19 protein-coding genes and 1 riboswitch are annotated in these 21,485 nt (G+C 37.0%); of the genes, 9 read left to right on the top strand and 10 right to left on the bottom strand.

Features of this window, described 5'->3' with window-relative positions:
- Positions 1-46: 46 nt before the first annotated feature.
- Positions 47-222, bottom strand: a riboswitch (Lysine riboswitch).
- 218 nt (positions 223-440) lie between these two features.
- The 3 genes from AAX15_RS03720 to aroA all read left to right on the top strand — a co-directional run bounded on the left by AAX15_RS03720 (position 441) and on the right by aroA (position 3,050).
- On the top strand, positions 441-845 hold the full coding sequence (locus AAX15_RS03720) for an H-NS histone family protein (protein ID WP_005632458.1): 405 nt from the start codon (positions 441-443) through the stop codon (positions 843-845).
- A gap of 70 nt (positions 846-915) precedes the next feature.
- Entirely contained in the window at positions 916-1,752 is an 837-nt protein-coding gene (gene purU / locus AAX15_RS03715) for a formyltetrahydrofolate deformylase (protein ID WP_046939188.1), read from the top strand.
- Positions 1,752-3,050: a 3-phosphoshikimate 1-carboxyvinyltransferase gene (gene aroA / locus AAX15_RS03710; RefSeq protein WP_046939187.1), complete on the top strand. Its 1,299-nt coding sequence runs from the start codon at positions 1,752-1,754 to the stop codon at positions 3,048-3,050. The genes purU and aroA overlap by 1 nt, the downstream gene beginning before the upstream one ends.
- Positions 3,051-3,273: 223 nt before the next feature.
- On the opposite strand, the gene AAX15_RS09160 is transcribed toward aroA, so the two are convergent.
- The 10 genes from AAX15_RS09160 to AAX15_RS03660 form a co-directional block, all read right to left on the bottom strand.
- The gene (locus AAX15_RS09160) at positions 3,274-4,413 is read right to left on the bottom strand and encodes a fimbrial protein (RefSeq protein WP_052748878.1); all 1,140 of its coding nucleotides are present in this window, start codon (positions 4,411-4,413) and stop codon (positions 3,274-3,276) included.
- A gap of 13 nt (positions 4,414-4,426) precedes the next feature.
- A complete protein-coding gene (locus AAX15_RS03700) occupies positions 4,427-6,904 on the bottom strand; it encodes a fimbria/pilus outer membrane usher protein (RefSeq protein WP_230599589.1) in 2,478 nt (825 codons plus the stop codon).
- Between the two features lie 65 nt (positions 6,905-6,969).
- Positions 6,970-7,665, bottom strand: coding sequence for a fimbrial biogenesis chaperone (locus AAX15_RS03695; protein WP_046939185.1), 696 nt, complete (start codon positions 7,663-7,665; stop codon positions 6,970-6,972).
- 75 nt (positions 7,666-7,740) lie between these two features.
- Positions 7,741-8,298: a fimbrial protein gene (locus AAX15_RS03690; protein WP_046939184.1), complete on the bottom strand. Its 558-nt coding sequence runs from the start codon at positions 8,296-8,298 to the stop codon at positions 7,741-7,743.
- A 120-nt stretch (positions 8,299-8,418) separates the two neighbouring features.
- The gene (locus AAX15_RS03685) at positions 8,419-9,759 is read right to left on the bottom strand and encodes a replication-associated recombination protein A (RefSeq protein ID WP_046939183.1); all 1,341 of its coding nucleotides are present in this window, start codon (positions 9,757-9,759) and stop codon (positions 8,419-8,421) included.
- Positions 9,760-9,819: 60 nt separating this feature from the next.
- A complete protein-coding gene (gene lolA / locus AAX15_RS03680; RefSeq protein ID WP_005633722.1) occupies positions 9,820-10,437 on the bottom strand; it encodes an outer membrane lipoprotein chaperone LolA in 618 nt (205 codons plus the stop codon).
- A 17-nt stretch (positions 10,438-10,454) separates the two neighbouring features.
- Positions 10,455-13,226 carry a DNA translocase FtsK gene (locus tag AAX15_RS03675; RefSeq protein WP_046939182.1) on the bottom strand — a complete coding sequence of 924 codons (2,772 nt, stop codon included), beginning with the start codon at positions 13,224-13,226 and terminating at the stop codon, positions 10,455-10,457.
- Position 13,227: 1 nt separating this feature from the next.
- The gene (lrp, locus tag AAX15_RS03670; RefSeq protein ID WP_005632464.1) at positions 13,228-13,707 is read right to left on the bottom strand and encodes a leucine-responsive transcriptional regulator Lrp; all 480 of its coding nucleotides are present in this window, start codon (positions 13,705-13,707) and stop codon (positions 13,228-13,230) included.
- Between the two features lie 122 nt (positions 13,708-13,829).
- Positions 13,830-15,206, bottom strand: coding sequence for a DNA repair protein RadA (radA, locus tag AAX15_RS03665; protein WP_005644699.1), 1,377 nt, complete (start codon positions 15,204-15,206; stop codon positions 13,830-13,832).
- Between the two features lie 125 nt (positions 15,207-15,331).
- Positions 15,332-16,369, bottom strand: coding sequence for a CYTH domain-containing protein (locus AAX15_RS03660; protein WP_046939181.1), 1,038 nt, complete (start codon positions 16,367-16,369; stop codon positions 15,332-15,334).
- A gap of 165 nt (positions 16,370-16,534) precedes the next feature.
- On the opposite strand from AAX15_RS03660, the gene AAX15_RS03655 reads away from it, so the two are divergent.
- The 6 genes from AAX15_RS03655 (at position 16,535) to lolB (ending at position 21,476) form a co-directional block, all read left to right on the top strand.
- The gene (locus AAX15_RS03655) at positions 16,535-16,747 is read left to right on the top strand and encodes an excalibur calcium-binding domain-containing protein (RefSeq protein ID WP_005644891.1); all 213 of its coding nucleotides are present in this window, start codon (positions 16,535-16,537) and stop codon (positions 16,745-16,747) included.
- Positions 16,748-16,881: 134 nt separating this feature from the next.
- Positions 16,882-17,562, top strand: coding sequence for a TIGR00153 family protein (locus AAX15_RS03650; protein ID WP_005638079.1), 681 nt, complete (start codon positions 16,882-16,884; stop codon positions 17,560-17,562).
- A 24-nt stretch (positions 17,563-17,586) separates the two neighbouring features.
- The gene (locus AAX15_RS03645; RefSeq protein ID WP_046939180.1) at positions 17,587-18,849 is read left to right on the top strand and encodes an inorganic phosphate transporter; all 1,263 of its coding nucleotides are present in this window, start codon (positions 17,587-17,589) and stop codon (positions 18,847-18,849) included.
- 67 nt (positions 18,850-18,916) lie between these two features.
- On the top strand, positions 18,917-19,528 hold the full coding sequence (locus AAX15_RS03640; RefSeq protein WP_046939179.1) for a TIGR04211 family SH3 domain-containing protein: 612 nt from the start codon (positions 18,917-18,919) through the stop codon (positions 19,526-19,528).
- A gap of 6 nt (positions 19,529-19,534) precedes the next feature.
- Positions 19,535-20,791: a multifunctional CCA addition/repair protein gene (locus tag AAX15_RS03635; protein WP_046939178.1), complete on the top strand. Its 1,257-nt coding sequence runs from the start codon at positions 19,535-19,537 to the stop codon at positions 20,789-20,791.
- Between the two features lie 64 nt (positions 20,792-20,855).
- Positions 20,856-21,476 (top strand): lipoprotein insertase outer membrane protein LolB, encoded by a 621-nt coding sequence (gene lolB, locus AAX15_RS03630; RefSeq protein ID WP_046939177.1) that lies wholly within the window; start codon positions 20,856-20,858, stop codon positions 21,474-21,476.
- Positions 21,477-21,485: the final 9 nt, after the last annotated feature.

Genomic DNA, 21,485 nt, shown 5'->3' with positions numbered 1-21,485 from the left:
TACAATTAATGGAGAGAACGGAAAGCAAAGGACAGAATAAGACCAGAACAACCGTAGCGCTCCATAGTTAATCAAAAAACTATGACAGTGTCGCCCCTTTCAAGTACGCCACCAACCAAACAAAACGACTTTTGTTTGATTTCGGCAATCATTCCTTTCTTTTTTCTTCATCGTTATCCACTCTGAAAAAATACTTATAATGATTGCACCTCTACTTTTGTAGTGATTCAAGAGATTACCGTAAAAAAATCCAAATGCCAACAAGTTTTATAAAAAATTTTATTAGATTGAATTAAAAATATAAAAAATAAACAAAAAGAAATTTAAAGATATATACCTGCTCCGACCATTTATTTAAAATAGATATTTACAATAAATATTATTTTCCCTATTATTAAATAAGTTTTTCCACATACAAGATTATTTTATCGAGGTTTATTATGAGCGAATTAGCAAAAGGTTTGACAAATCTTCGTAGTTTACGTGCGGCAGTGCGCGAATTAACTTTAGAACAAGCGGAAAGTGCTCTTGAAAAATTACAAACTGCTGTTGAAGAGAAACGTGCTAATGAAGCAGAATTAATTAAAGCAGAAACAGAGCGAAAAGAACGCTTAGCTAAATATAAAGAATTAATGGAAAAAGAAGGTATTACACCTGAAGAATTACAAGAGATCTTTGGTACAGCAGCAACATCTGCTAGAGCAAAACGTCCACCTCGCCCAGCAAAATATGCATTTATTGATGAAAATGGCGAGCGTAAAACATGGACTGGCCAAGGTCGCACACCACGCCCAATTCAAAATGCATTGAATTCTGGTAAATCATTATCTGATTTCGAAATTTAATTTTTCTATTTGAAACTAGAACCCATTTTTATGGGTTCTATTTTTTTATCTAAACGTAGCACACAACATTATGATCGAAAAAAAAATATTACTCACCGATTGTCCCGATGATAAAGGCCTAATAGCTAAAATAACCAATATCTGTTACAAACATCAACTAAACATTCTGCATAATAATGAATTTGTAGATTTTGAAACCAAGCATTTCTTTATGCGTACAGAATTGGAAGGTATTTTTAACGAAGCTACCTTATTAGAAGATCTAAAATATAGCTTACCCGAAGGAACACATTGTCGATTAATTAGTGCAAAACGTAAACGAATTGTTATTTTAGTCACAAAGGAAGCTCACTGCCTCGGCGATATTTTAATGAAAAATTATTATGGAGCGCTTGATGTAGAAATTGCAGCAGTAATCGGCAACCATGATAATTTACGCGAGCTCGTTGAGCGCTTCAATATTCCATTTCATTTAGTTAGCCATGAAGGCTTAACTCGTATTAAGCACGACAAATTATTAGCTGAAAAAATTGATGAATATACGCCAGATTATATTGTTCTCGCTAAATATATGCGTGTGCTAAATCCTGAATTTGTTGCTCGTTATCCAAATCGAGTGATTAATATCCATCATTCATTCTTACCTGCTTTTATTGGTGCCAAGCCTTATCAACAAGCCTATGAACGAGGTGTAAAAATTATCGGCGCAACAGCGCATTTCATTAATAATGAATTGGATCAAGGTCCGATCATTATGCAAAATGTCATTAATGTTGATCATACTTATAATGCTGAATCGATGATGCGTGCTGGTCGTGATGTGGAAAAAACAGTGTTAAGTCGCGCCCTTGATCTTGCTTTACACGATAGAATTTTTGTTTATAAAAATAAAACGGTGGTGTTGTAGTGGAAAAAATCACCCTTGCGCCAATAAGTGCGGTTGAAGGAACAATTAATTTACCGGGTTCTAAAAGTTTATCGAATCGCGCATTACTTTTAGCCGCCTTAGCCAAAGGCACAACAAAAGTAACCAATTTATTAGATAGCGATGATATTCGACATATGCTTAACGCCCTCAAAGCATTAGGCGTGCGCTACCAACTTTCTGATGACAAAACTATTTGTGAAATAGAGGGATTGGGTGGAGCATTCAATATACAGAACAATCTTTCACTCTTTCTTGGCAATGCGGGGACGGCAATGCGTCCTCTAACCGCTGCGCTTTGCTTAAAAGGTACCTCCGAAGTTGAAATCATCTTAACGGGTGAGCCTCGTATGAAAGAGCGTCCAATACTCCATTTAGTCGATGCTTTACGACAAGCTGGTGCAGATATTCGCTACTTAGAAAATGAAGGTTATCCTCCACTCGCAATTCGCAACAAAGGAATAAAAGGTGGAAATGTCAAAATTGACGGCTCTATTTCATCCCAATTTTTGACCGCACTTTTAATGTCTGCGCCACTTGCAGAAAATGACACAGAAATCGAAATTATCGGTGAACTAGTCTCTAAACCCTATATTGACATCACCCTTGCAATGATGCGAGATTTTGGTGTTCACGTTGAAAACCATCACTACCAAAAATTTCAAGTTAAGGGAAATCAATCCTACATTTCACCTGGAAAATATTTGGTAGAAGGCGATGCCTCATCGGCATCTTACTTTCTCGCAGCTGGCGCCATTAAAGGAAAAGTGAAAGTAACGGGAATTGGCAAAGACTCTATTCAAGGCGATCGTTTATTTGCTGATGTCTTAGAAAAAATGGGAGCAAAAATTACTTGGGGAGAGGATTTTATTCAAGCCGAACGTTCTGAATTGCATGGCATTGATATGGATATGAATCACATTCCAGATGCCGCAATGACGATAGCAACCACAGCACTTTTTGCTAATGGCGAAACCGTCATCCGAAATATTTATAACTGGCGCGTGAAAGAAACAGATCGTTTAACGGCAATGGCAACCGAATTACGTAAAGTCAGTGCAGAAGTCGAAGAAGGTGAAGATTTTATTCGTATTCAACCGCTTGCACTCAATCAGTTTAAACATGCTGATATTGAAACTTATAACGATCACCGCATGGCGATGTGTTTTTCTCTAATCGCTCTGTCCAATACACCAGTGACAATTTTAGATCCCAAATGTACTGCCAAAACCTTTCCAACATTCTTTAGTGAATTTGAGAAAATTTGCTTAAGAGATTAAATTAAAAAAGTGCGGTAAATTTCAAAAAAGTTTTCAAAATTAACCGCACTTATTTTGTTAGGGACTGAATTAATTAGCCCCCAAATTAATATCCATTACATATAAAATCTCAAAATATAATCAACCCAAACATAGATTATTTAAATCAATTAATACAGACTTAATAAGATTGAACAATGTTGAACCATAGAATGTAATTGATGATAAACTATTACTCCATTTTTTATTGATAAGAAAGAGTATAAGTTGCAATTGCTTTTACCGTACCAGGCGTAATTACACCACCGCTGTGAGCATAATATGCATAAAATGTGCTATGTGGTGTGCGTGTATCTATATCCTTACCTAGCAATATTTGATTTAGATTATTACGTTTTGAACTATCCGCGCCATAACTAATTGGGATTGGATTATCCCCTTGATAAAGTTGAATTCCCACTCCTTTAGCACTTGAATCTTTGGTTAAACTTAGAATATTTCCTCTGTTACTAGGATTAGTCGCATCTGTGAAAGTAATATAGGTGGAAATATATTTCTCGTTAACATCTCTAGGACATTCCATACGAATATTAAACTTCCCGCCATAACGTTTTCCCGCTTTAATATCTTTTGCTGCTACTGTTGGTAAATTAAGATTAATATTATTCGGACTAGTTATTTTACAAGTTTGAGGTTGTAACTGAAAAGAAAAACCAGTTAATGAAATATTTATTCTAGTATTACCTTTAAAGCCTCTGAAATTAGAGAAATCTCTTTCAAAACCAGGTCTAGCATAAGGTGCTCTAACCACCTCTATTACAGCCGCATTACTAATATTATGTATAGTTTTTTCTACTGCTATTGGTTGAGTTGATAAAAGTACGGGGGTAAGCCTTGCTTGAATATTTATACCATCTCTTGTGCAAAAACTATTTGTGGCATAAGTATCCTTATTATTAATTCGATCGATCGCAGTAAAATCTTTACCATCCCCCACCTCAATAATAACCCCAACATTTGAGTTATCAATACGATAAACTCGTTTCATTTTTCCTTCTTCGTTAATAAGGACATCTTGCTTTAAACGATTTGAAAAACCTTTTACCACAAGTGCAAAACAAACGCCTCGTCGAGCTAAGCGCTGGTCTAAAATCCCCACCGGACTACCTGTTAAGGTACGTTTATAATTCACTAATGGAAATGGTAAATGATCTCTTGCAAAAAAACCTATAGCACTAGGATTATTAGCAATAAGATTTATATTGGGATTAATCCCGCAATGTGCAAAATAATCATGCGAACCATAGCTCTCTAATGAACATATGCCTGCTATGGCATCTAAACTGATAAATCCTAGTAGCCATGCAATGGATTTCATTTTCATTTTTTATCCTTTTTTATCGATGACAGATTGCATCAATCTGTTTCATTTCTGTCGATTTTTTATCCAACTTCACTACATAGTCAAAATGACATTGTGCCTTACTGTCCATTCCCCACATAACAGTAATTTTTCCTTTCTCCTTGCTGAGATTATTGGCAAATAAAATCCCGCCTTGTGCGATATAACCTACAATATTACCAACGTCGTCTTTAGCCTCTGCACTCATTGGAAGTATTAGACCATCTTGATCTCGTAATTTAAATAACACCATGGTATTTATACGAGAATCAAAATTGACAACACTAATGCTATTGGCCCTTGGAATCACCTGTTTCTCTGTCGCTGAAAATTCCACATTAATTGGCAAATTTGTAGGATCAATACCAGCATAGTTTATGCTATAAGGAGTAGAATAAGGCACGATTGCATTACCAAAATAATCTAAAGTTTGCCCTTGACCTGTGTTGGTAACTAATGCACCAGCCGCGTCTTTAGCATGAATAATCATAAAACTATCACTCACAGAATTACCTAATGTGATGCCATGAGGATGTGCGACAATTGAACCACTCAAACCTAATGAATATTGAAGATTTTTATCCTGATCTTGACTAATTGTACTGCGATATTCAGCAAAATTATTACGATAATAAGCATTAGCTGAAAGAGTACGTTCGCGACGATCATTGGTACTAGCTGATAGGCTATAGTTAAATTGGTTATATTCCCCAATTGCATCACTAAAGGTAGTTTGTACGCTATTTTGCTCTTTGCTATGTGTCAAGCTAGTTGACAGACTTGAATTACTCTCTCCAAACGGTATCGATAAGCTTAAATACACACTGTTTTCTCGATTCTTAGTATCAAGATCAATTGATTGAGAAAAACCGAATTGGTAACTGACACTCTTATAATTATTGTTATAGGCAAGCTGATATTCATTTCTTGCACCAGTCTTATTCCAATAACGATAAGTAGAACCTATCAGATAAAGCGATCCTAAAGTTTCCCCTAAACTCTGATTAATTGATATTTGATACTGATTTTTAGGGCGGAAATTTTCAATATATTGAATGCTCTCATCATCAATAAAATCACTATGATTTGCCCAAATAGTATCCCTTAATGTATAAAAATCTTTAGAAGAATAACGATAAGCAGCCAAAGTTAAATTAGTATTGGTCGAAAGCAAATTAACGCTGTAGTTAGCGTGTAAACTATATCCTCGTTTCGTTTGGTTTGAGTTTGAAAACGTGGTTTTTGCAAAGGTTGCATCAGTTGAAAATGCACCTATTGGAGTATTAAAGCCAGCCCCCACCAAAGCAGATTGGTAATTTTTATGTAAAACCAAACCACTATTAAGAGTTAAGTTATTTAATAAACCATATTGTAAAGAGAATTGAGCTACTCTATCCGGGTAAATATCCTTGCCATAACGATAACGGCCAGCCGACATATGATAACGGAATTGTCCAAATCGAATTAATGGAGCAACAGAAGCATAAGGAACGATAAACATACGTTTTTGACCATTTGCTTCCATAATTTCAACAGATAAATCACCACTTGAACCGCTAGGATATAAATCAGAGATAACGAAAGCACCAGCTGGTACTGTAGTTTGATAAATGACTACGCCATTTTGGCGTATTGCCACACTAGCATTAGTATTCGCAACTCCCTGGATGACAGGGGCATATCCTCTTTGCGAAGCCGGTAACATTCTATCATCTGAAGCAACCTGGATACCGCGCAATGCCATATTTTCATTAATTGGGCTTGTAGTAAAAAAATCACCTAAAGTAACTAAACCACGAATAGTTGCAAAATCTTTCTGCAGATAGGTTTCACTACTGCTATAGTGACTCTTCTCAGAACTTAATTTTCCCTGACTATCTTTTTCTTTAAAAAAATATTGTGAGCCACGATGACGTAATGCCAAACTACCTAGATTAGCACCAGCACGAATACCTAAATAAGTTTGCTCAAATCGACTACCTTGAGATTGATAGTGATAATTATCGACATCATAATTTACAAATGCTGCTGCAACACCGTCTTCCCATAGTGTTGATGGAATATAATCCCTTGGGTGCTGTATAGTTAATGCTTGAGGTAAATTAACCTCTAATTTAAGTAAACTAGTATCAAAAGAAAAATTGCCTTTGAGTGTTTTTTCAGCTGCTACGCAATCACCTTCAAGTGGCTGAGTATAGGCATCTTTTTTTAAATCTAATAAATTGACCAAATCAGGTGTAAGACAAAGAACAACTTGTTTATTTTGCTCAGCAAAAGTGAGGGATAAATTTCCTTTATTTTTACCATTGACATAGACATCAGCTGGGTATTTTCCTGCTAATACACCATTTTTATGATTAAAACGACTAATATCAATGTTTTTATCATCTTCACTATGCCGTAGAAAATCGCTGTCAAATTCATCTTTTGCTATTACTTGCTGTAAACTGAAATAGCCAATAAGAAGAGACAATAGAGTTCGTCTAAAAAACATATTTTTGCAACGCATAATTTACCATGCATTTATAATTATTTATTTTATTGTAATGGAGATTCGCCAGTTTCATCGCCGCCATAATCATTCACTACACTCCATTTCACTGTTAAACCTGGTTTTATGCCTTTAGCCTCAAACAAATGCTGAGAGAAAGGAGGAATCATCTCTTTCGGATGAACTGTTTGCCCACCTATTTGAAAATGATTATAAGTAATATAGTATGGGCTTTGATTATCAATATTTATCCCATTAGATTGAATTTTCCACTTAACCTGTTTATAAGCGTCAGATGGCGTAATTTTCAATCCACTTGGACGGTAAAAAAATTTTAAACGACTTCTAATAGCAAGTTGTAAATAATTTGGGTTGTTTTGTAAGTCGCTATCGCTTGGTTTTGGCGGAATATCAAGCAAATTAAAATAGAAAAGAGATTCTCTATCTTTAGCTAAAGATTCAGTATTAGTAAAGTTGACACGTAAAGTTTGACCAGCTTTAGCTTCTACACGAGTAATTGGCGGTGCAATAATGAAAGGAACCGATTCCGTATTTGGATTACTACGGAAATCTCCCCTATCTAGCCAAGATTGCACCAAGGATGGAGAATCTCCTACATTGGTTAACTGTACACTAATACTTTTTTGCTCAGAAGGGTAAATAATTCGAGTGCCGGTAATCACCACATTAGCATAAGAACATAATGGTAAAACGGCTAAAAATAAAAGAGATTTTTTTAACATTATTTTCTTAACCTATTTTATATTCCTAAAAACAGGCTAATGAAAAACTTAATTCAATAGCCTGTTTCTTCATTTTTATTTATAAACAATATCGTATTCAACTTTGGCTGTCACATTACCCGGTGTTGCACTACCAGTTGCAATATATTCAGCATAATATCTAACAGATGCTGCGTTACCATTGATTGTAGAAAAACTATTTGAGCTTGCTGGATATTGAGTATCAATATTTTCCCCAACTTGAATAGGTTGGAAATTATTGTCAAGCAATCTAACTTGCACATTATCTGCCTTAGAAGAAGTCGCGGTATTTTTTAAATTATGCGTATTTTCATCAATATATTCAGCATTAGGTAAAAAATAAGCCGCAACCTTAGATGCCTCAGGTGATGCTGCAGAACAATTTTCTACTTTTATATTAAAAGCAGTTTTACCCACAGTGTTACCAACTGTATCTAATTGTTTTTTAGAAACTGTTGGCAACTTAACTTTTAAGTCTTTACTTTCAGTTTTAACTGTACAAGTTTGATCAACAACTTTTCCAGTAAAACTTACAACACCATCATACGCTGATGCATTCATTATTATACTTGCGCTAAACACCAGGCTAGCAACAAAAGTTAATTTTTTCATAAAAGATCTCCTGTCTTTATATTGAAGTAAAATATAAATCTAACTTGCTTTTATTTTTTACATTTTTATGCAATAAAAGCTTTACTATTGTACTACTATTTGATAAATACTTACTAGTAATTATTTATACCGTTTTTTCACCGCACTTTTATCTTGCTCGCGTAATCGTTCTAGTTTTTCCTTAATCTGAATTTCCATACCTCTATTTGTCGGAAAATAATATTGAGTGTCTTTTAATTCAGGTGGGAAATAATTTTCACCTGCCGCATAAGCGTTAGGTTCATCGTGAGCATAACGATATTCAGCACCATAGCCAAGCTCTTTCATTAAATTAGTCGGTGCATTGCGTAAATGTGGTGGAACATCGTAATCTGGCAAATCTTTCGCTTGCTGTTTCGCAGTGTTAAATGCGGTATAAACGGCATTACTTTTTGGCGCTACCGAAAGATAGATAATGGCTTGAGCAATGGCTCGCTCCCCTTCATAAACCCCCACGCGAGTAAAGCAATCCCAAGCAGCCAATGCAACTTGCATGGCGCGAGGATCCGCATTTCCCACATCTTCTGAAGCAATAGCAAGTAATCGGCGAGCGACATATAAAGGGTCTCCACCCGCTGTCAAAATTCGTGCATACCAATACAATGCAGCGTCAGGAGCAGAACCTCGAACAGATTTATGTAGCGCAGAAATTAAATCATAGAAACGATCACCTTGTTTATCAAATCTCGCTTGACGTTCGCCTAAGACTTCTTTTAATAAAGTGCGGTCAATTTTCTTTCCATTTTCCGTTTCATCTGCCATATCCACCATTAATTCGAGGCAATTCAAAGCTAATCGTGCATCCCCATTAACATATTCGGCAAGTACTTTCACTAAATTATCTTCTAAAATTAACCGCTCTTTACCCAATCCACATTCAGGATCTTCTACAGCTTGCTGCAAAACTTGTTCAATTTCAGCCGTTGTGAGCGATTTCAGCACATAAACTCGAGCACGAGAGAGCAACGCATTATTTAGCTCAAAAGAGGGATTTTCTGTTGTCGCCCCAATGAAAATAACGGTTCCGTCTTCAATGTGTGGTAAAAATGCATCTTGCTGGCTTTTATTAAAACGATGGACTTCATCCACAAATAAGATAGTTTTACGATCTGCAAGACGATTTTGTTTTGCTCGCTCAATCGCTTCTCGAATTTCTTTTATCCCACTCGTCACAGCAGAAATTCGCTCAACTTCTGCATTAATACGTTGCGCAATAATTTCTGCGAGCGTTGTTTTTCCAGTACCTGGAGGCCCCCAAAAAATCATAGAATGAATATGCCCTGCTTGAATAGCTTTACGCAGCGGCTTACCTTCACCAATAAGATGAGTTTGCCCAAAATACTTCTCTAGACTCGTTGGACGCATCTTGGCTGCCAGTGGACGAAAATCATTTTCGGCAAAATCAAAGTTGAGGTTCGACATGTTTATTTCTCACAAAATTGAAGGGCGTATTTCTACGCCCTTATTTCAAATAATCATTTGTTATTTTTTACGTTGGTCATCCACTTCAACGCCTTTTTCTGGCTTGAATTGGAACAAGCTATCAGACAAAGTTTGATTAGTAATATTACGTAAAACATAAAGATTGGTTTGCCCATCTTTCTCGGTCGTACTGAAATTTCTTAGTACTCCATTGGCATCGACACGAATATCAAATTGCTTGATATTACTTTTTGAAGATTTAGGTTTCAATACGAAAGTATCCACTTGTTGCATGACCGAATATTGATCCCAATGGCTTTTATCGTTACTTGTAAGTAAGACGAAAGGTGTATTATTTACCGCATCTTTAACCCATTGCGCTGTTACTTGTTGCACAAATGGATCGTAGAACCATAAGGTTTTACCATCAGAAATAATCTGGGTTTCTTGAGGGGTTTTAGTATCCATACGGAATAAATTTGGACGTTTAATTTGAAGTTTGCCACTTCCTTGTTGAACATTTTTGCCACTTCCAGAAGTCACTGTTTGCACAAATTCTGCACTTAATACATCGACTTTAGCTAAACGCATTTGTAATTCACTTGCCGCATCAGCCAATGCCAAATTACTCAAACCAAGTAAGGCAAGTGCAGCAAATTTTAACGTTGTTTTTTTCATTTTACTTTCCTTTTAAATTAGTATTCCGGACGACGCGATAAAATCTCACGCTTACCATTTTGCATTGGGCTGACAATCCCTTGTTCTTCCATTTGATCCATAATACGCGCTGCTCGGTTAAAACCTACGCTGAATTTACGTTGAATAGAAGATACTGAGGTTGTACCGGTATTAATAACAAAATCCATTACTTCATCAAAAAGTGGATCTAACTCTCCACCGCTTGATATCCCTTTTTCTGTACCTTCCTCATCGTCAGCACTTTCTAAAATACCATCAATATAATCAGGTTTACCGCGTGCTCGCCAATCATCTACAATACGAATAACTTCATCATCACTCATAAAAGCACCATGAACACGTATCAAATCCGATGAGCCTTGCCCCGAATAAAGCATATCACCACGACCTAAAAGCGCCTCCGCCCCACCTTGATCAAGAATAGTACGTGAGTCAATTTTACTTGCAACAGTAAAGGCAATACGACTTGGGATATTCGCTTTAATTAAACCTGTAATCACATCTACAGAAGGACGTTGTGTCGCCAAAATTAAATGGATACCAATAGCTCGCGCTTTTTGTGCCAATCGAGCAATAAGTTCTTCAATTTGCTTACCCGCGACCATCATTAAATCAGCAAACTCATCGACAATAACCACAATATAACTCAATTTTTTCAATGCAGGTGGCATTGCATCCATTGTATCACCAGGTCGCCAAATTGGATTTGGAATAGGCATTCCCATTGCTTCGTATTCATCGATTTTTTCGTTAAAGCCTTCAATATTGCGTACACGGAGAGCAGAAAGCAGCTGATAACGGCGTTCCATTTCATCTACACACCAACGCAACGCATTAGCGGCTTTTTTCATATCTGTTACAACAGGCGTTAACAAGTGCGGAATATCATTATAAACAGAAAGTTCGACGACTTTAGGATCGATCATGATGAATTTCACATCTTCTGCTTGAACACGATAAAGCAAACTTAAGATCATCGTATTCACGCCAACAGACTTACCTGATCCTGTTGAGCCTGCTACCAACAAATGTGGCATTTTTGCTAAATCAACAATCACAGCTTTTCCGCTAATATCTTTACCTAAAGCCATTGGCAAAGTGGCATGAGTATCACGGAATTCGCTGCTATCTAACACGTCGCGTAATGGCACCATTTGACGGTGAAGATTAGGTGTTTCAATACCAATATAAGGCTTACCAGGAATAGCCTCTGCCACACGAATCGAGCGGAACATTAATGCACGCGCCAAATCGGTATCAATACTCGTTACTTTTGAGGCTTTCACCCCAGGTTGTAATTCTAATTCATAGCGAGTCACAACAGGGCCAACAAGCACATCTTTTACAGTAGCTTTCACATTAAAGTTACGTAATTGTTGCTCAATACGTTGAGACGTTTCAAAAACTTCTTCTTGCGTAATATTTTGTTCCACTGCGGGATGTTTTGATAATAACTCCAAACTTGGTAAGGGCGTACTAGGCTTTTCACGTTTAGTTGTTTGCTGTTGGAATGCAGGATGAATCAAGCTGCCACTATAACCTTTATAGTTAGGTGATTCTTCTTGATTTTTGTCTAATTGAACATTCCCCATACCATCCTCTAAGGATACGTTAAATTTTAGTTCATCATCACCCAAACGGACTTTTTCATCAGCTTGAACATCAAAATTATTATCCGCCATTTCCGTATTCAAGGATTCGTTAATTGGTTTTAATGAAACCTTTGGCATTTCATCATTTGTAAGCAAGGACACCTTAGTAAAATCATCCTCACTTTGATTCATTGAGACATCATCCTGAACGGCTGACTTTATCGGTTTATTCCACACTGGCACAAAATCATTTTTACTTACTGTTTGTCCATGTGAATCACTCGATAAATTCACGCTAGGTAATGCTTCAGATTCAAACTCAAGAGAAAACTGAGGTTTTACACTCTCTTCAGGAGAAACTTCATATTCTGATTTAATCGAGACCTCTGGGTTTAAACCATGAATATTAATTAAATGCGAAGGATGCTCAACAGAGTTGTCTTCTACCTCTAAAGATGATTTTTGAGTTTCAATCTCACTATTTTGTTCCACATTAAGATTATTTTGATCTAGATTTTCTGTTTCTGAACTATCTGATTTTACAATCACGATTTGCTCTAATTCTTCCGTTGATTTTTCTTGCTCAACACGTTCTTCCTGCTCATTTTTCATTGTCAACCAATGATAAAAGGCCACAATCAATCGAATTAATGAGGCGCCAGAGCAGAAAATAAAACCGATTAAAGCAAATGTAAAACCAATTAAAACCGATCCGAATTTACCTAATGCTGGATAAAGCCAATTTACAACAAGTGAACCACCTACAACTCCACCACTTAAATAAAAGGTATTGCTTTTCAAAAGCAACATGGTCATTACGCAAAGTCCAATAATCAGCATTATAAAACCAAAACTACGTAAAATAATTCGAGTACAGGAAAGGTTTTTAACTGCTTTTGTTTTCAATAGATAAGCAGGTACCAAAAAAACTGTAAAAGGAATAACATGGGCGACATAGCCTAAGAAAACAAAAGAAAGATCGATAATCCATGCACCAAATGCACCAACTTTATTAATTGTTTCACCATGCGCACCAGCCGTTGCCCAAGAATTATCAAGCGGAGTATAACTTGACCAAGCAATAATTAAATAAAGCCCGAAAAGTGCGGTCAATCCAAGCAAAAGTTCAGCTAAATACTGTCTGGGTGTAAATCGTTCTGTTATTTGTTTAATCATATTATTTTAATACAAGGAAATTAGTTTGTTTTACTTCTTCCATCACAACATAAGTGCGAGTGTCATTTACACCAGGTAAACGCAATAATGTCGTCCCCAGCAATTTTCGGTATTCGGCCATGTCGGCAACACGAGTTTTTAATAAATAGTCAAAATCGCCCGATACCAAATGGCATTCTTGAATTTCTTCCAACTCTTGAATCGCAGCATTAAATTCCTCAAATATATCAGGTTTTCCACGAACTAACGTAATTTCCACGATCACAAGCAAAGGTGCTTCCAATAATTCAGGATTCAACAATGCACGATATCCCATAATTACACCTTGTTTTTCTAGACGTTTAACACGTTCTAAACAAGGAGTGGGTGAAAGCCCTACTTTTTTCGACAAATCAATATTAGAAATTTTACCGTTGCGTTGTAATTCATTAAGAATTTTTATATCAATCGCATCCAGCGCTTTATTCAGTTTTTTTTCCATTTTCTTATTTTTCTTTGAATAAAAAGTATGTTTATTTTAACAAATTTTGCTAATTTTTTCACTACAACGGAATTAGATAATTTATTTCCATTGAGGCTATTAATTATCTCTAATGGAAGTATTTAGAAATTATCCAACACGGCTAACGCATCGGAAAGTTTCTTTACCGTAAAAACTTGCATATTTTCAACCGCACTTTTCGGCTTGTTACCAAAAGGAACAATCGCACGTTTAAAACCATGCTTTGCCGCTTCACTAATACGCTCTTGCCCACTTGGTACTGGACGAATTTCGCCCGCTAATCCCACCTCGCCAAAAATCACTAAATCTTGTGGCAAGGGGCGATTACGGAAACTAGAAATTAACGCAAGCAACAAAGCCAAATCCGCACTTGTTTCACTGACTTTTACACCACCAACGACATTTACAAAGACATCTTGATCGGCCATTTGCAAGCCACCATGTCGGTGTAACACCGCCAATAATAGCGCTAAGCGATTTTGCTCTAAACCCACCGCAACACGGCGAGGATTCGCTAGCATTGAATGATCCACTAAGGCTTGAATTTCAACTAAAAGAGGGCGAGTGCCTTCCCAAAGTACCATAACGGAACTGCCTGATGTAATCTCATCCCCTCGACTTAAAAAGATCGCAGATGGATTTTTTACTTCTCGCAAACCTTGCTCGGTCATACCAAATACGCCTAATTCATTCACCGCACCAAAACGGTTTTTATGGCTACGCAAAGTACGATAGCGAGAATCGGCTTCGCCTTCTAATAGTAATGAACAGTCAATGGCGTGCTCTAACACTTTCGGCCCTGCAAGCGTACCGTCTTTCGTTACATGCCCCACCATAATAATGGCGACTTGGCGGGTTTTCGCATAACGAGTGAGGAAAGAAGCACATTCACGCACTTGTGCCACACTGCCTGGCGATGATTGAATATCTGCCAAATGCATTACTTGGATCGAGTCCACCACTATAATTTGCGGTTTTAACTGATCCGCCAAATTACAAATCTGTTCCACAGAGGTTTCTGACAACATTTTTAATTGATCGTTTGGCAATCCCAATCGACTTGCACGCATCGCAACCTGTTGTAACGATTCCTCTCCCGTCACATAAAGTGCGGTCATATTTTTCGCTAAACCACACATGACTTGTAATAACAAGGTACTTTTCCCTGCACCAGGATGCCCACCAATTAAAATCGCACTGCCCGGTACGATTCCGCCACCCAGTACGCGATCTAATTCATTAAAGCCACTGGAAAAACGTGGTGTTTCTTGCAAACTAATTTCAGAGAGTGTTTGAATTTTTGCCTGAGTTTCACCCGCGTAGCCACTAAAACGATCATTTTTTGATTTTGCTGTGGAAATTAACCGCACTTCCGTGATTGTATTCCACGCTTTACAAGCTGAACATTGCCCTTGCCAACGAGAAAACTCCGCACCACAATCATTACATACATAAGCTGTTTTCGGGGCTTTAGCCATTTTTTATCCTTCTCATCCTTTAACCGAGTATTCATATACCTACGGCTAAATATCATTATATTGTTCAGGGCAAGCGTACATAATGCCTAGAAGTATAGCTTACCCATTTGCACGGTTGATTCGCATTACGCTGAAAATCTCATTAATTTGATCATTCGCTCAAAATAAACTCGACTTTTCAAAAGTGCGGTCAATTTTTCAATAGTTTTTTCATTGTCTTTCGTTTCACTATGAAAACGAATCAAATCACGGATTTCAGCAAAAATTTTCTGATTGCTTTCTAACAAAGCAGGTAAGAGCGTTTCTTTTTGTTTTTCTGTTGCCACCGTTTCTAGGATTTTTCCATTTTCATCATAATAATGATAAAGATTAAAAAATGCCCCCACTCGCTCCACTGTTTTCATAAAATCTTGGCTAAAAAGTGCGGAAGAAAATGATAGGGTTTCTTCCAAAAGTTTCTGTTCCATTTTCAGCACCGCATTAAATTTCGCAGAAAAATCTACCGCACTTTCTTCTCGTTCTTCTTTTAAAAAATCACGCCATTTATTTAGCCAATCCGTCAAAAATTGTTTTGAACCTAACAAATAACCCCGCTTCGCTTTACTTGCGCTACTAAAATAAATATCTCTTTCGAAAGGCAAAGTTTCCACAAAATCAAAAAGATCCTGCACATTGCCAGATTTCAATTCAAACTCAATTTCACAAATAGGCTGCTCAGATTCGCCTGCTATAATTTTGCCTTGATCGAACGCCACTTCAATTTTGGATTGTTGAAATTCAACTAACCAAAAAGTGCGGTTAAAATCTGTGGAGAAAATAGGTTGTAGCGTAGAACTAGGTAATTGTTCAAAAGGATAAAGCTCTCTTAATTGCGCATTAGTTGGCGTTTCTTTTTCGGTTAATGGTAAATTATATTCTGGGCGGCTATGCAATCCACCAATAACTTCGCCGTTAGTTTTAAGCGTTAATGTAAGTTCTTGATCTTCTTGACGAATACGTAATCCCATCTTTTGTTTAGCAAGGAAATGATCAGGGTAATCATAATAAGTATTGCTCAGAAACTGTTTTTTATGCACTAAACAAGTAAAGTTTTTTAAATGTTCTTGTAATTCATTAAACGCTTGGTCAGATACCGCTAATTTAATTTCAATTTCATTACTCATAAAAAATTATACTCCCTTCAACTTAAAACTGTTCAAATATACAGATAAAAATAGATAAATCAAGCGTTTTATAGATTTATATTCCTTAAATTTAAACGTCGAAAAATAGATATAAAGAGCTATAATTTGACTTAATTTTAAATAACCAATTAATTAAGGATCTCTATGAGAAAATTGTTTCTATTTTCTATGCTTCTAAGCATCACATTACCTATAAATGCTGGCGTTCGTTGTTCAGATTTTAATACACAAGAAGAAGCACAACGCTATTATGAAAACCACCATGCTTATCATTTGGATCGAGATCGCGATGGTGAAGCCTGTGAATGCTTGCCTGGCGGTAGTAAATACGGCTCATCGCGTTGTAAAAAATATTAATGATACATTGAAAAGATGAAAAATTCGGCTTTTCCTTTTCAGTGAAGGGATCGCCCCCTAAAATACATTTAATTATTAATAAAAATCGGGTAATATGCGCACGAATTTTTAACCCCTTATGGAGTAAATCACTTATGGCAATGAATAATATTCTCGGATTATTTGCCCATTCGCCTTTAAAACCATTGCAAAAGCATTCGGAAAAAGTCACTGAATGTAGCGATCTTTTAATTCCTTTTTTTGAAACCACCTTCTCAAAGGATTGGGAAAAAGCGGAAGAAAAACGCTTAGAAATCTCTCAGCGTGAACGTGAAGCGGATAGCTTGAAACGTGAGATTCGTTTGAAATTGCCACGTGGTTTATTCTTACCTATCGATCGTACTGATCTCTTAGAATTAGTCACGCAACAAGATAAATTAGCAAATTTTGCTAAAGATATTGCAGGCCGTATGATTGGTCGTCAATTTGGTATTCCTGAAGAAATGCAGGAAGAATTCTTACATTACGTCAAACGTAGTTTAGATGCCATTCATCAAGCTCATCGAGTAATCGAAGAAATGGATCAACTTTTAGAAACCGGTTTTAAAGGCCGTGAACTAAAATTAGTTAACGATATGATTCAAGAACTCGATGCAATTGAAGATGATACCGACCAAATGCAGATCAAATTGCGTAAAATGCTTTACACCATCGAAAGCCGTTATAACCCAATTGATGTGATGTTCTTATATAAAATTATTGAATGGGTTGGTGTGCTGGCTGACCAAGCACAACGTGTTGGCTCACGCATTGAATTAATGCTGGCGCGTTCATAATCAACAAAACATAGGAAATTAACTATGGAAGTTATTAGTCAATATGGTTCATGGTTGGTGTGGATTACAGCAGCCTTCGGCTTTTTCATGGCTTTCGGTATTGGAGCCAATGATGTTTCAAACTCAATGGGTACATCCGTAGGATCCGGTACTGTAACAGCCAAACAAGCAATTATTATTGCGTTAATTTTTGAATCTGCTGGCGCATATCTAGCTGGTGGTGAAGTAACAGAAACCATTAAAAGTGGCGTAATCGATCCAATGCAATTTGTGGATACGCCCGATATTTTAGCACTGGGTATGCTTTCTGCTTTATTTGCCTCTGGTGCTTGGTTATTTATCGCAACGAAAATGGGCTGGCCAGTTTCTGGTACTCACACTATTATCGGTGCAATTATTGGGTTTGCGTGCATTACGATTGGCCCTGGCGCAGTAGATTGGTCAAATATTGGTAGCATCGTTGGTAGCTGGTTCATCACGCCTGTCATTGCAGGTATTCTCGCCTATGCAATCTTTGCAAGTACGCAAAAGCTTATTTTTGATACCGAACATCCACTGAAAAATGCACAAAAATATGGTCCTTATTACATGGGGATAACCGTATTTGTACTGTGTATCGTAACAATGACAAAAGGTTTAAAACATGTTGGTTTAAATCTTTCCAATAAAGAAACTTTGGTCATTTCACTTATCATTAGCCTTGTAGGCATGCTGTTTTTCCATTTCTATTTTAAAAGCAAAACATTCACTCAATCTGCAAGCAAAGGTACTTTTGGTGCAGTAGAAAAAGTCTTCAGCATTTTAATGTTATTAACCGCTTGTGCGATGGCTTTCGCTCATGGTTCAAATGATGTAGCCAATGCTATTGGCCCTCTTTCTGCAGTGGTCTCTATTGTAAATGAAGGCGGTAAAATTGTTTCAGGTGGAGCCTTAACTTGGTGGATTTTACCACTAGGTGCATTAGGTATTGCTGTGGGCTTAATTACTATGGGACAAAAAGTAATGGCGACAGTTGGATCTGGGATCACCGATTTAACGCCAAGCCGTGGCTTTGCCGCTCAATTTGCCACCGCGATGACCGTTGTAGTTGCATCGGGTACAGGTTTGCCAATCTCAACAACACAAACACTTGTTGGGGCAATTTTAGGTATCGGTTTTGCTCGCGGTATCGCGGCACTCAATTTAACGGTTATCCGAAACATCATTAGTTCTTGGATAATCACTTTACCAGCCGGCGCCTTCTTCGCAATTATTATCTTCTATTTACTGCGTGCGGTGTTTAATTAATTTATTGCAACAAAAAGTGCGGTTTATTCAGCCGCACTTTTGTTGTTTTTATTTTTAAGGAGAAAGCATGAAAAAAATTTACAATACACTTTTATCTTGCGCCTTACTTGGTACAAGTATTGCAACTGCTCATGCAGAAACGCAATATGTTACTGAAAATCTCAGTACATTCTTACGCCGCGGTGCCGGTGAACAATTTAAAATTGCAGGTTCAATTCAAGCTGGAGAAGCGGTGAATGTATTAGATCGTCAAGGCAAATACACACTCATTCGCGACAATAAAAATCGTGAAGCTTGGATTTTAAATTCAGACTTAAGCAACACGCCAAGTAGTAAAGAAGAAAATCCAAAATTAAAAGCTCAAGTTCAAGAATTAACCTTAAAACTTAGTCGTTTAGATGGCGATTGGCAACAACGTACTGTCGAAATGCAACGTCGAACCAAACAAGCTGAGCAACAAAGTGCGGATCTTTTAGAACAAAATTCTCAACTGAAACGCGAACTTGAAATGACTAAAAATAAAAATCGTGATTTAGAAGCGATGCTTGATGCAGGTAAACGAGAAATTGCGATCCAATGGTTTATTTATGGCGGTTCAGTATTGGGCGTAGGCTTACTCTTCGGCTTGCTCATTCCTTATGTGTTACCAAAACGTCGCCGTCGTGATGGTTGGGCATAATCACGAATGAAAGTTTATTTGGTTGGTGGGGCTGTTCGCGATCAATTATTGGGGTTACCAGTCAAAGATCGTGATTGGATTGTAGTAGGCGCAACCCCCGCTACGCTACTATCTCTCGGTTATCAACAAGTAGGCAAAGATTTTCCGGTTTTTCTCAATCCTAAAACAAAAGAAGAATATGCGCTTGCCCGAACAGAACGAAAATCTAGCGCAGGTTACACTGGCTTTATTTGTGATTTCTCCCCAACAATTACATTAGAACAAGATTTAATTCGACGAGATCTCACTATTAACGCCATGGCTCAAAGCGAAGACGGTGAAATTATCGATCCTTATGGCGGAAAACAAGATTTAGACAATCGAATTTTACGCCATATTTCTCCCGCTTTTTCAGAAGACCCTTTACGAGTATTACGCGTAGCACGCTTTGCAGCCCGTTATCATTCTCTCGGTTTTAAAATCGCATCGGAAACGCTATCCCTAATGGCAGAACTTGCACAATCGGGAGAATTACAACATCTCACGACGGAACGCGTTTGGCTAGAAACAGAAAAAGCCTTAAACGAAAAAAATCCTGAAATTTATTTTGAAACCTTACATAAAACAGGCGCATTAAGAGTTCTATTTCCTGAAATCGATGCCCTTTATGGTGTGCCCAATCCAGTAAAACATCATCCAGAAGTGGATAGTTTTATTCATACCATGTTGGTATTAAAACAAGCGGTTAATTTGACTGAAAATAACCCTATCCTAAATAAAAGTGCGGTCTGTTTTGCCACAATTTGTCATGATCTTGGCAAAGCTCTTACACCTAAAAATATTCTTCCTCATCATTATGGGCATGAACAAGCCGGTATAAAACCGACTAGATCATTGTGCAAACGCTTGAAGGTTCCAAGTTATTTTCAAGAACTTGCAGAACTGACTTGTGAATTTCACACGCATATTCACAAAGCCTTTGAGCTTCGAGCTGAAACAGTCATAACGCTGTTTAATCGTTTTGATGTGTGGAGAAAACCACAACGCTTTCAAGAATTTCTACAAGTATGTCTAGCTGATACTCGAGGTAGAACTGGTTTTGAAAATAAAGACTATCCACAAATAGATTACATTAATCAATTATTACACTCGGCAAATGAAGTAGATGTACAGCAAGTTATTGCAGATGGATTTGAGAAACAAGAAATCAGAAATGAATTGACGAAACGAAGAATCTTAGCAGTTAAACAAATAAAAGCTAATTACCAAAAAATTAACAAATAAAAGTAACTTTACTCAATTCAACTAAATCCTTAAAATACGCGAGCTTATTAACTTGATGAATAATATGAAAACGTTTAAATTCCTCACCGCACTTTTTGTAGCCAGCATACTTACAGCCTGTACGATGGATGCTGAACGTCCAGTTAACGTGCAATACATCGATAAAACGGATACCACATGGCAACAGCATCTACAAAAGATTCAAAAAATTCAATCCTATCAAGCTAAAGGACAAATTGGTTATATCAGTCCTACAGAACGTTTTTCTAGCCGCTTTGAATGGAAATACCAAAATCCAAAATCTTATACACTTAAACTCTATTCTTTAATCAGTAAATCTACCCTTTGGATTCAAATGCATCAAAGTGGGATGACAATTTCCGATAACAACGGCAATCAACAATCTGCAGCCAATGCTAAACTATTATTACAAGAGATCATTGGCATGGATGTGCCATTAGAACACTTAGCTTATTGGCTGAAAGGTCAACCGGCAATAAATGCAGATTATCAAGTCGGTACCAATCATTTACTTGGCGCATTTACTTATCATGTAGATGGTTCTCAATGGACTGCAGATTATCTCACTTATCATTCTAATAATTCGATGCCTGAAAATATTCTGCTAAAAAATGATAGCACGAAACAAACTCTAAAAATTCGTGTAGATGAGTGGATTTACTAATGAATACAT

This window comes from Haemophilus haemolyticus (assembly GCF_001008275.1).
Lineage (GTDB): Bacteria > Pseudomonadota > Gammaproteobacteria > Enterobacterales > Pasteurellaceae > Haemophilus > Haemophilus haemolyticus_P.
Note: the sequence above shows the minus strand (reverse complement) of the source record. Positions and strands in the feature narration are given on the sequence as shown.

What these genes read in the sequence shown, in the direction of transcription:
- AAX15_RS03720 (WP_005632458.1), top strand. Translation starts at nt 441, where the DNA reads ATGAGCGAATTAGCAAAAGGTTTGACAAATCTTCGTAGTTTACGTGCG.
- purU (WP_046939188.1), top strand. Translation starts at nt 916, where the DNA reads ATGATCGAAAAAAAAATATTACTCACCGATTGTCCCGATGATAAAGGC.
- AAX15_RS09160 (WP_052748878.1), bottom strand. Translation starts at nt 4,413, where the DNA reads ATGAAAATGAAATCCATTGCATGGCTACTAGGATTTATCAGTTTAGAT.
- AAX15_RS03695 (WP_046939185.1), bottom strand. Translation starts at nt 7,665, where the DNA reads ATGTTAAAAAAATCTCTTTTATTTTTAGCCGTTTTACCATTATGTTCT.
- AAX15_RS03690 (WP_046939184.1), bottom strand. Translation starts at nt 8,298, where the DNA reads ATGAAAAAATTAACTTTTGTTGCTAGCCTGGTGTTTAGCGCAAGTATA.
- AAX15_RS03685 (WP_046939183.1), bottom strand. Translation starts at nt 9,759, where the DNA reads ATGTCGAACCTCAACTTTGATTTTGCCGAAAATGATTTTCGTCCACTG.
- lolA (WP_005633722.1), bottom strand. Translation starts at nt 10,437, where the DNA reads ATGAAAAAAACAACGTTAAAATTTGCTGCACTTGCCTTACTTGGTTTG.
- AAX15_RS03675 (WP_046939182.1), bottom strand. Translation starts at nt 13,226, where the DNA reads ATGATTAAACAAATAACAGAACGATTTACACCCAGACAGTATTTAGCT.
- lrp (WP_005632464.1), bottom strand. Translation starts at nt 13,707, where the DNA reads ATGGAAAAAAAACTGAATAAAGCGCTGGATGCGATTGATATAAAAATT.
- radA (WP_005644699.1), bottom strand. Translation starts at nt 15,206, where the DNA reads ATGGCTAAAGCCCCGAAAACAGCTTATGTATGTAATGATTGTGGTGCG.
- AAX15_RS03660 (WP_046939181.1), bottom strand. Translation starts at nt 16,369, where the DNA reads ATGAGTAATGAAATTGAAATTAAATTAGCGGTATCTGACCAAGCGTTT.
- AAX15_RS03655 (WP_005644891.1), top strand. Translation starts at nt 16,535, where the DNA reads ATGAGAAAATTGTTTCTATTTTCTATGCTTCTAAGCATCACATTACCT.
- AAX15_RS03650 (WP_005638079.1), top strand. Translation starts at nt 16,882, where the DNA reads ATGGCAATGAATAATATTCTCGGATTATTTGCCCATTCGCCTTTAAAA.
- AAX15_RS03645 (WP_046939180.1), top strand. Translation starts at nt 17,587, where the DNA reads ATGGAAGTTATTAGTCAATATGGTTCATGGTTGGTGTGGATTACAGCA.
- AAX15_RS03640 (WP_046939179.1), top strand. Translation starts at nt 18,917, where the DNA reads ATGAAAAAAATTTACAATACACTTTTATCTTGCGCCTTACTTGGTACA.
- AAX15_RS03635 (WP_046939178.1), top strand. Translation starts at nt 19,535, where the DNA reads ATGAAAGTTTATTTGGTTGGTGGGGCTGTTCGCGATCAATTATTGGGG.
- lolB (WP_046939177.1), top strand. Translation starts at nt 20,856, where the DNA reads ATGAAAACGTTTAAATTCCTCACCGCACTTTTTGTAGCCAGCATACTT.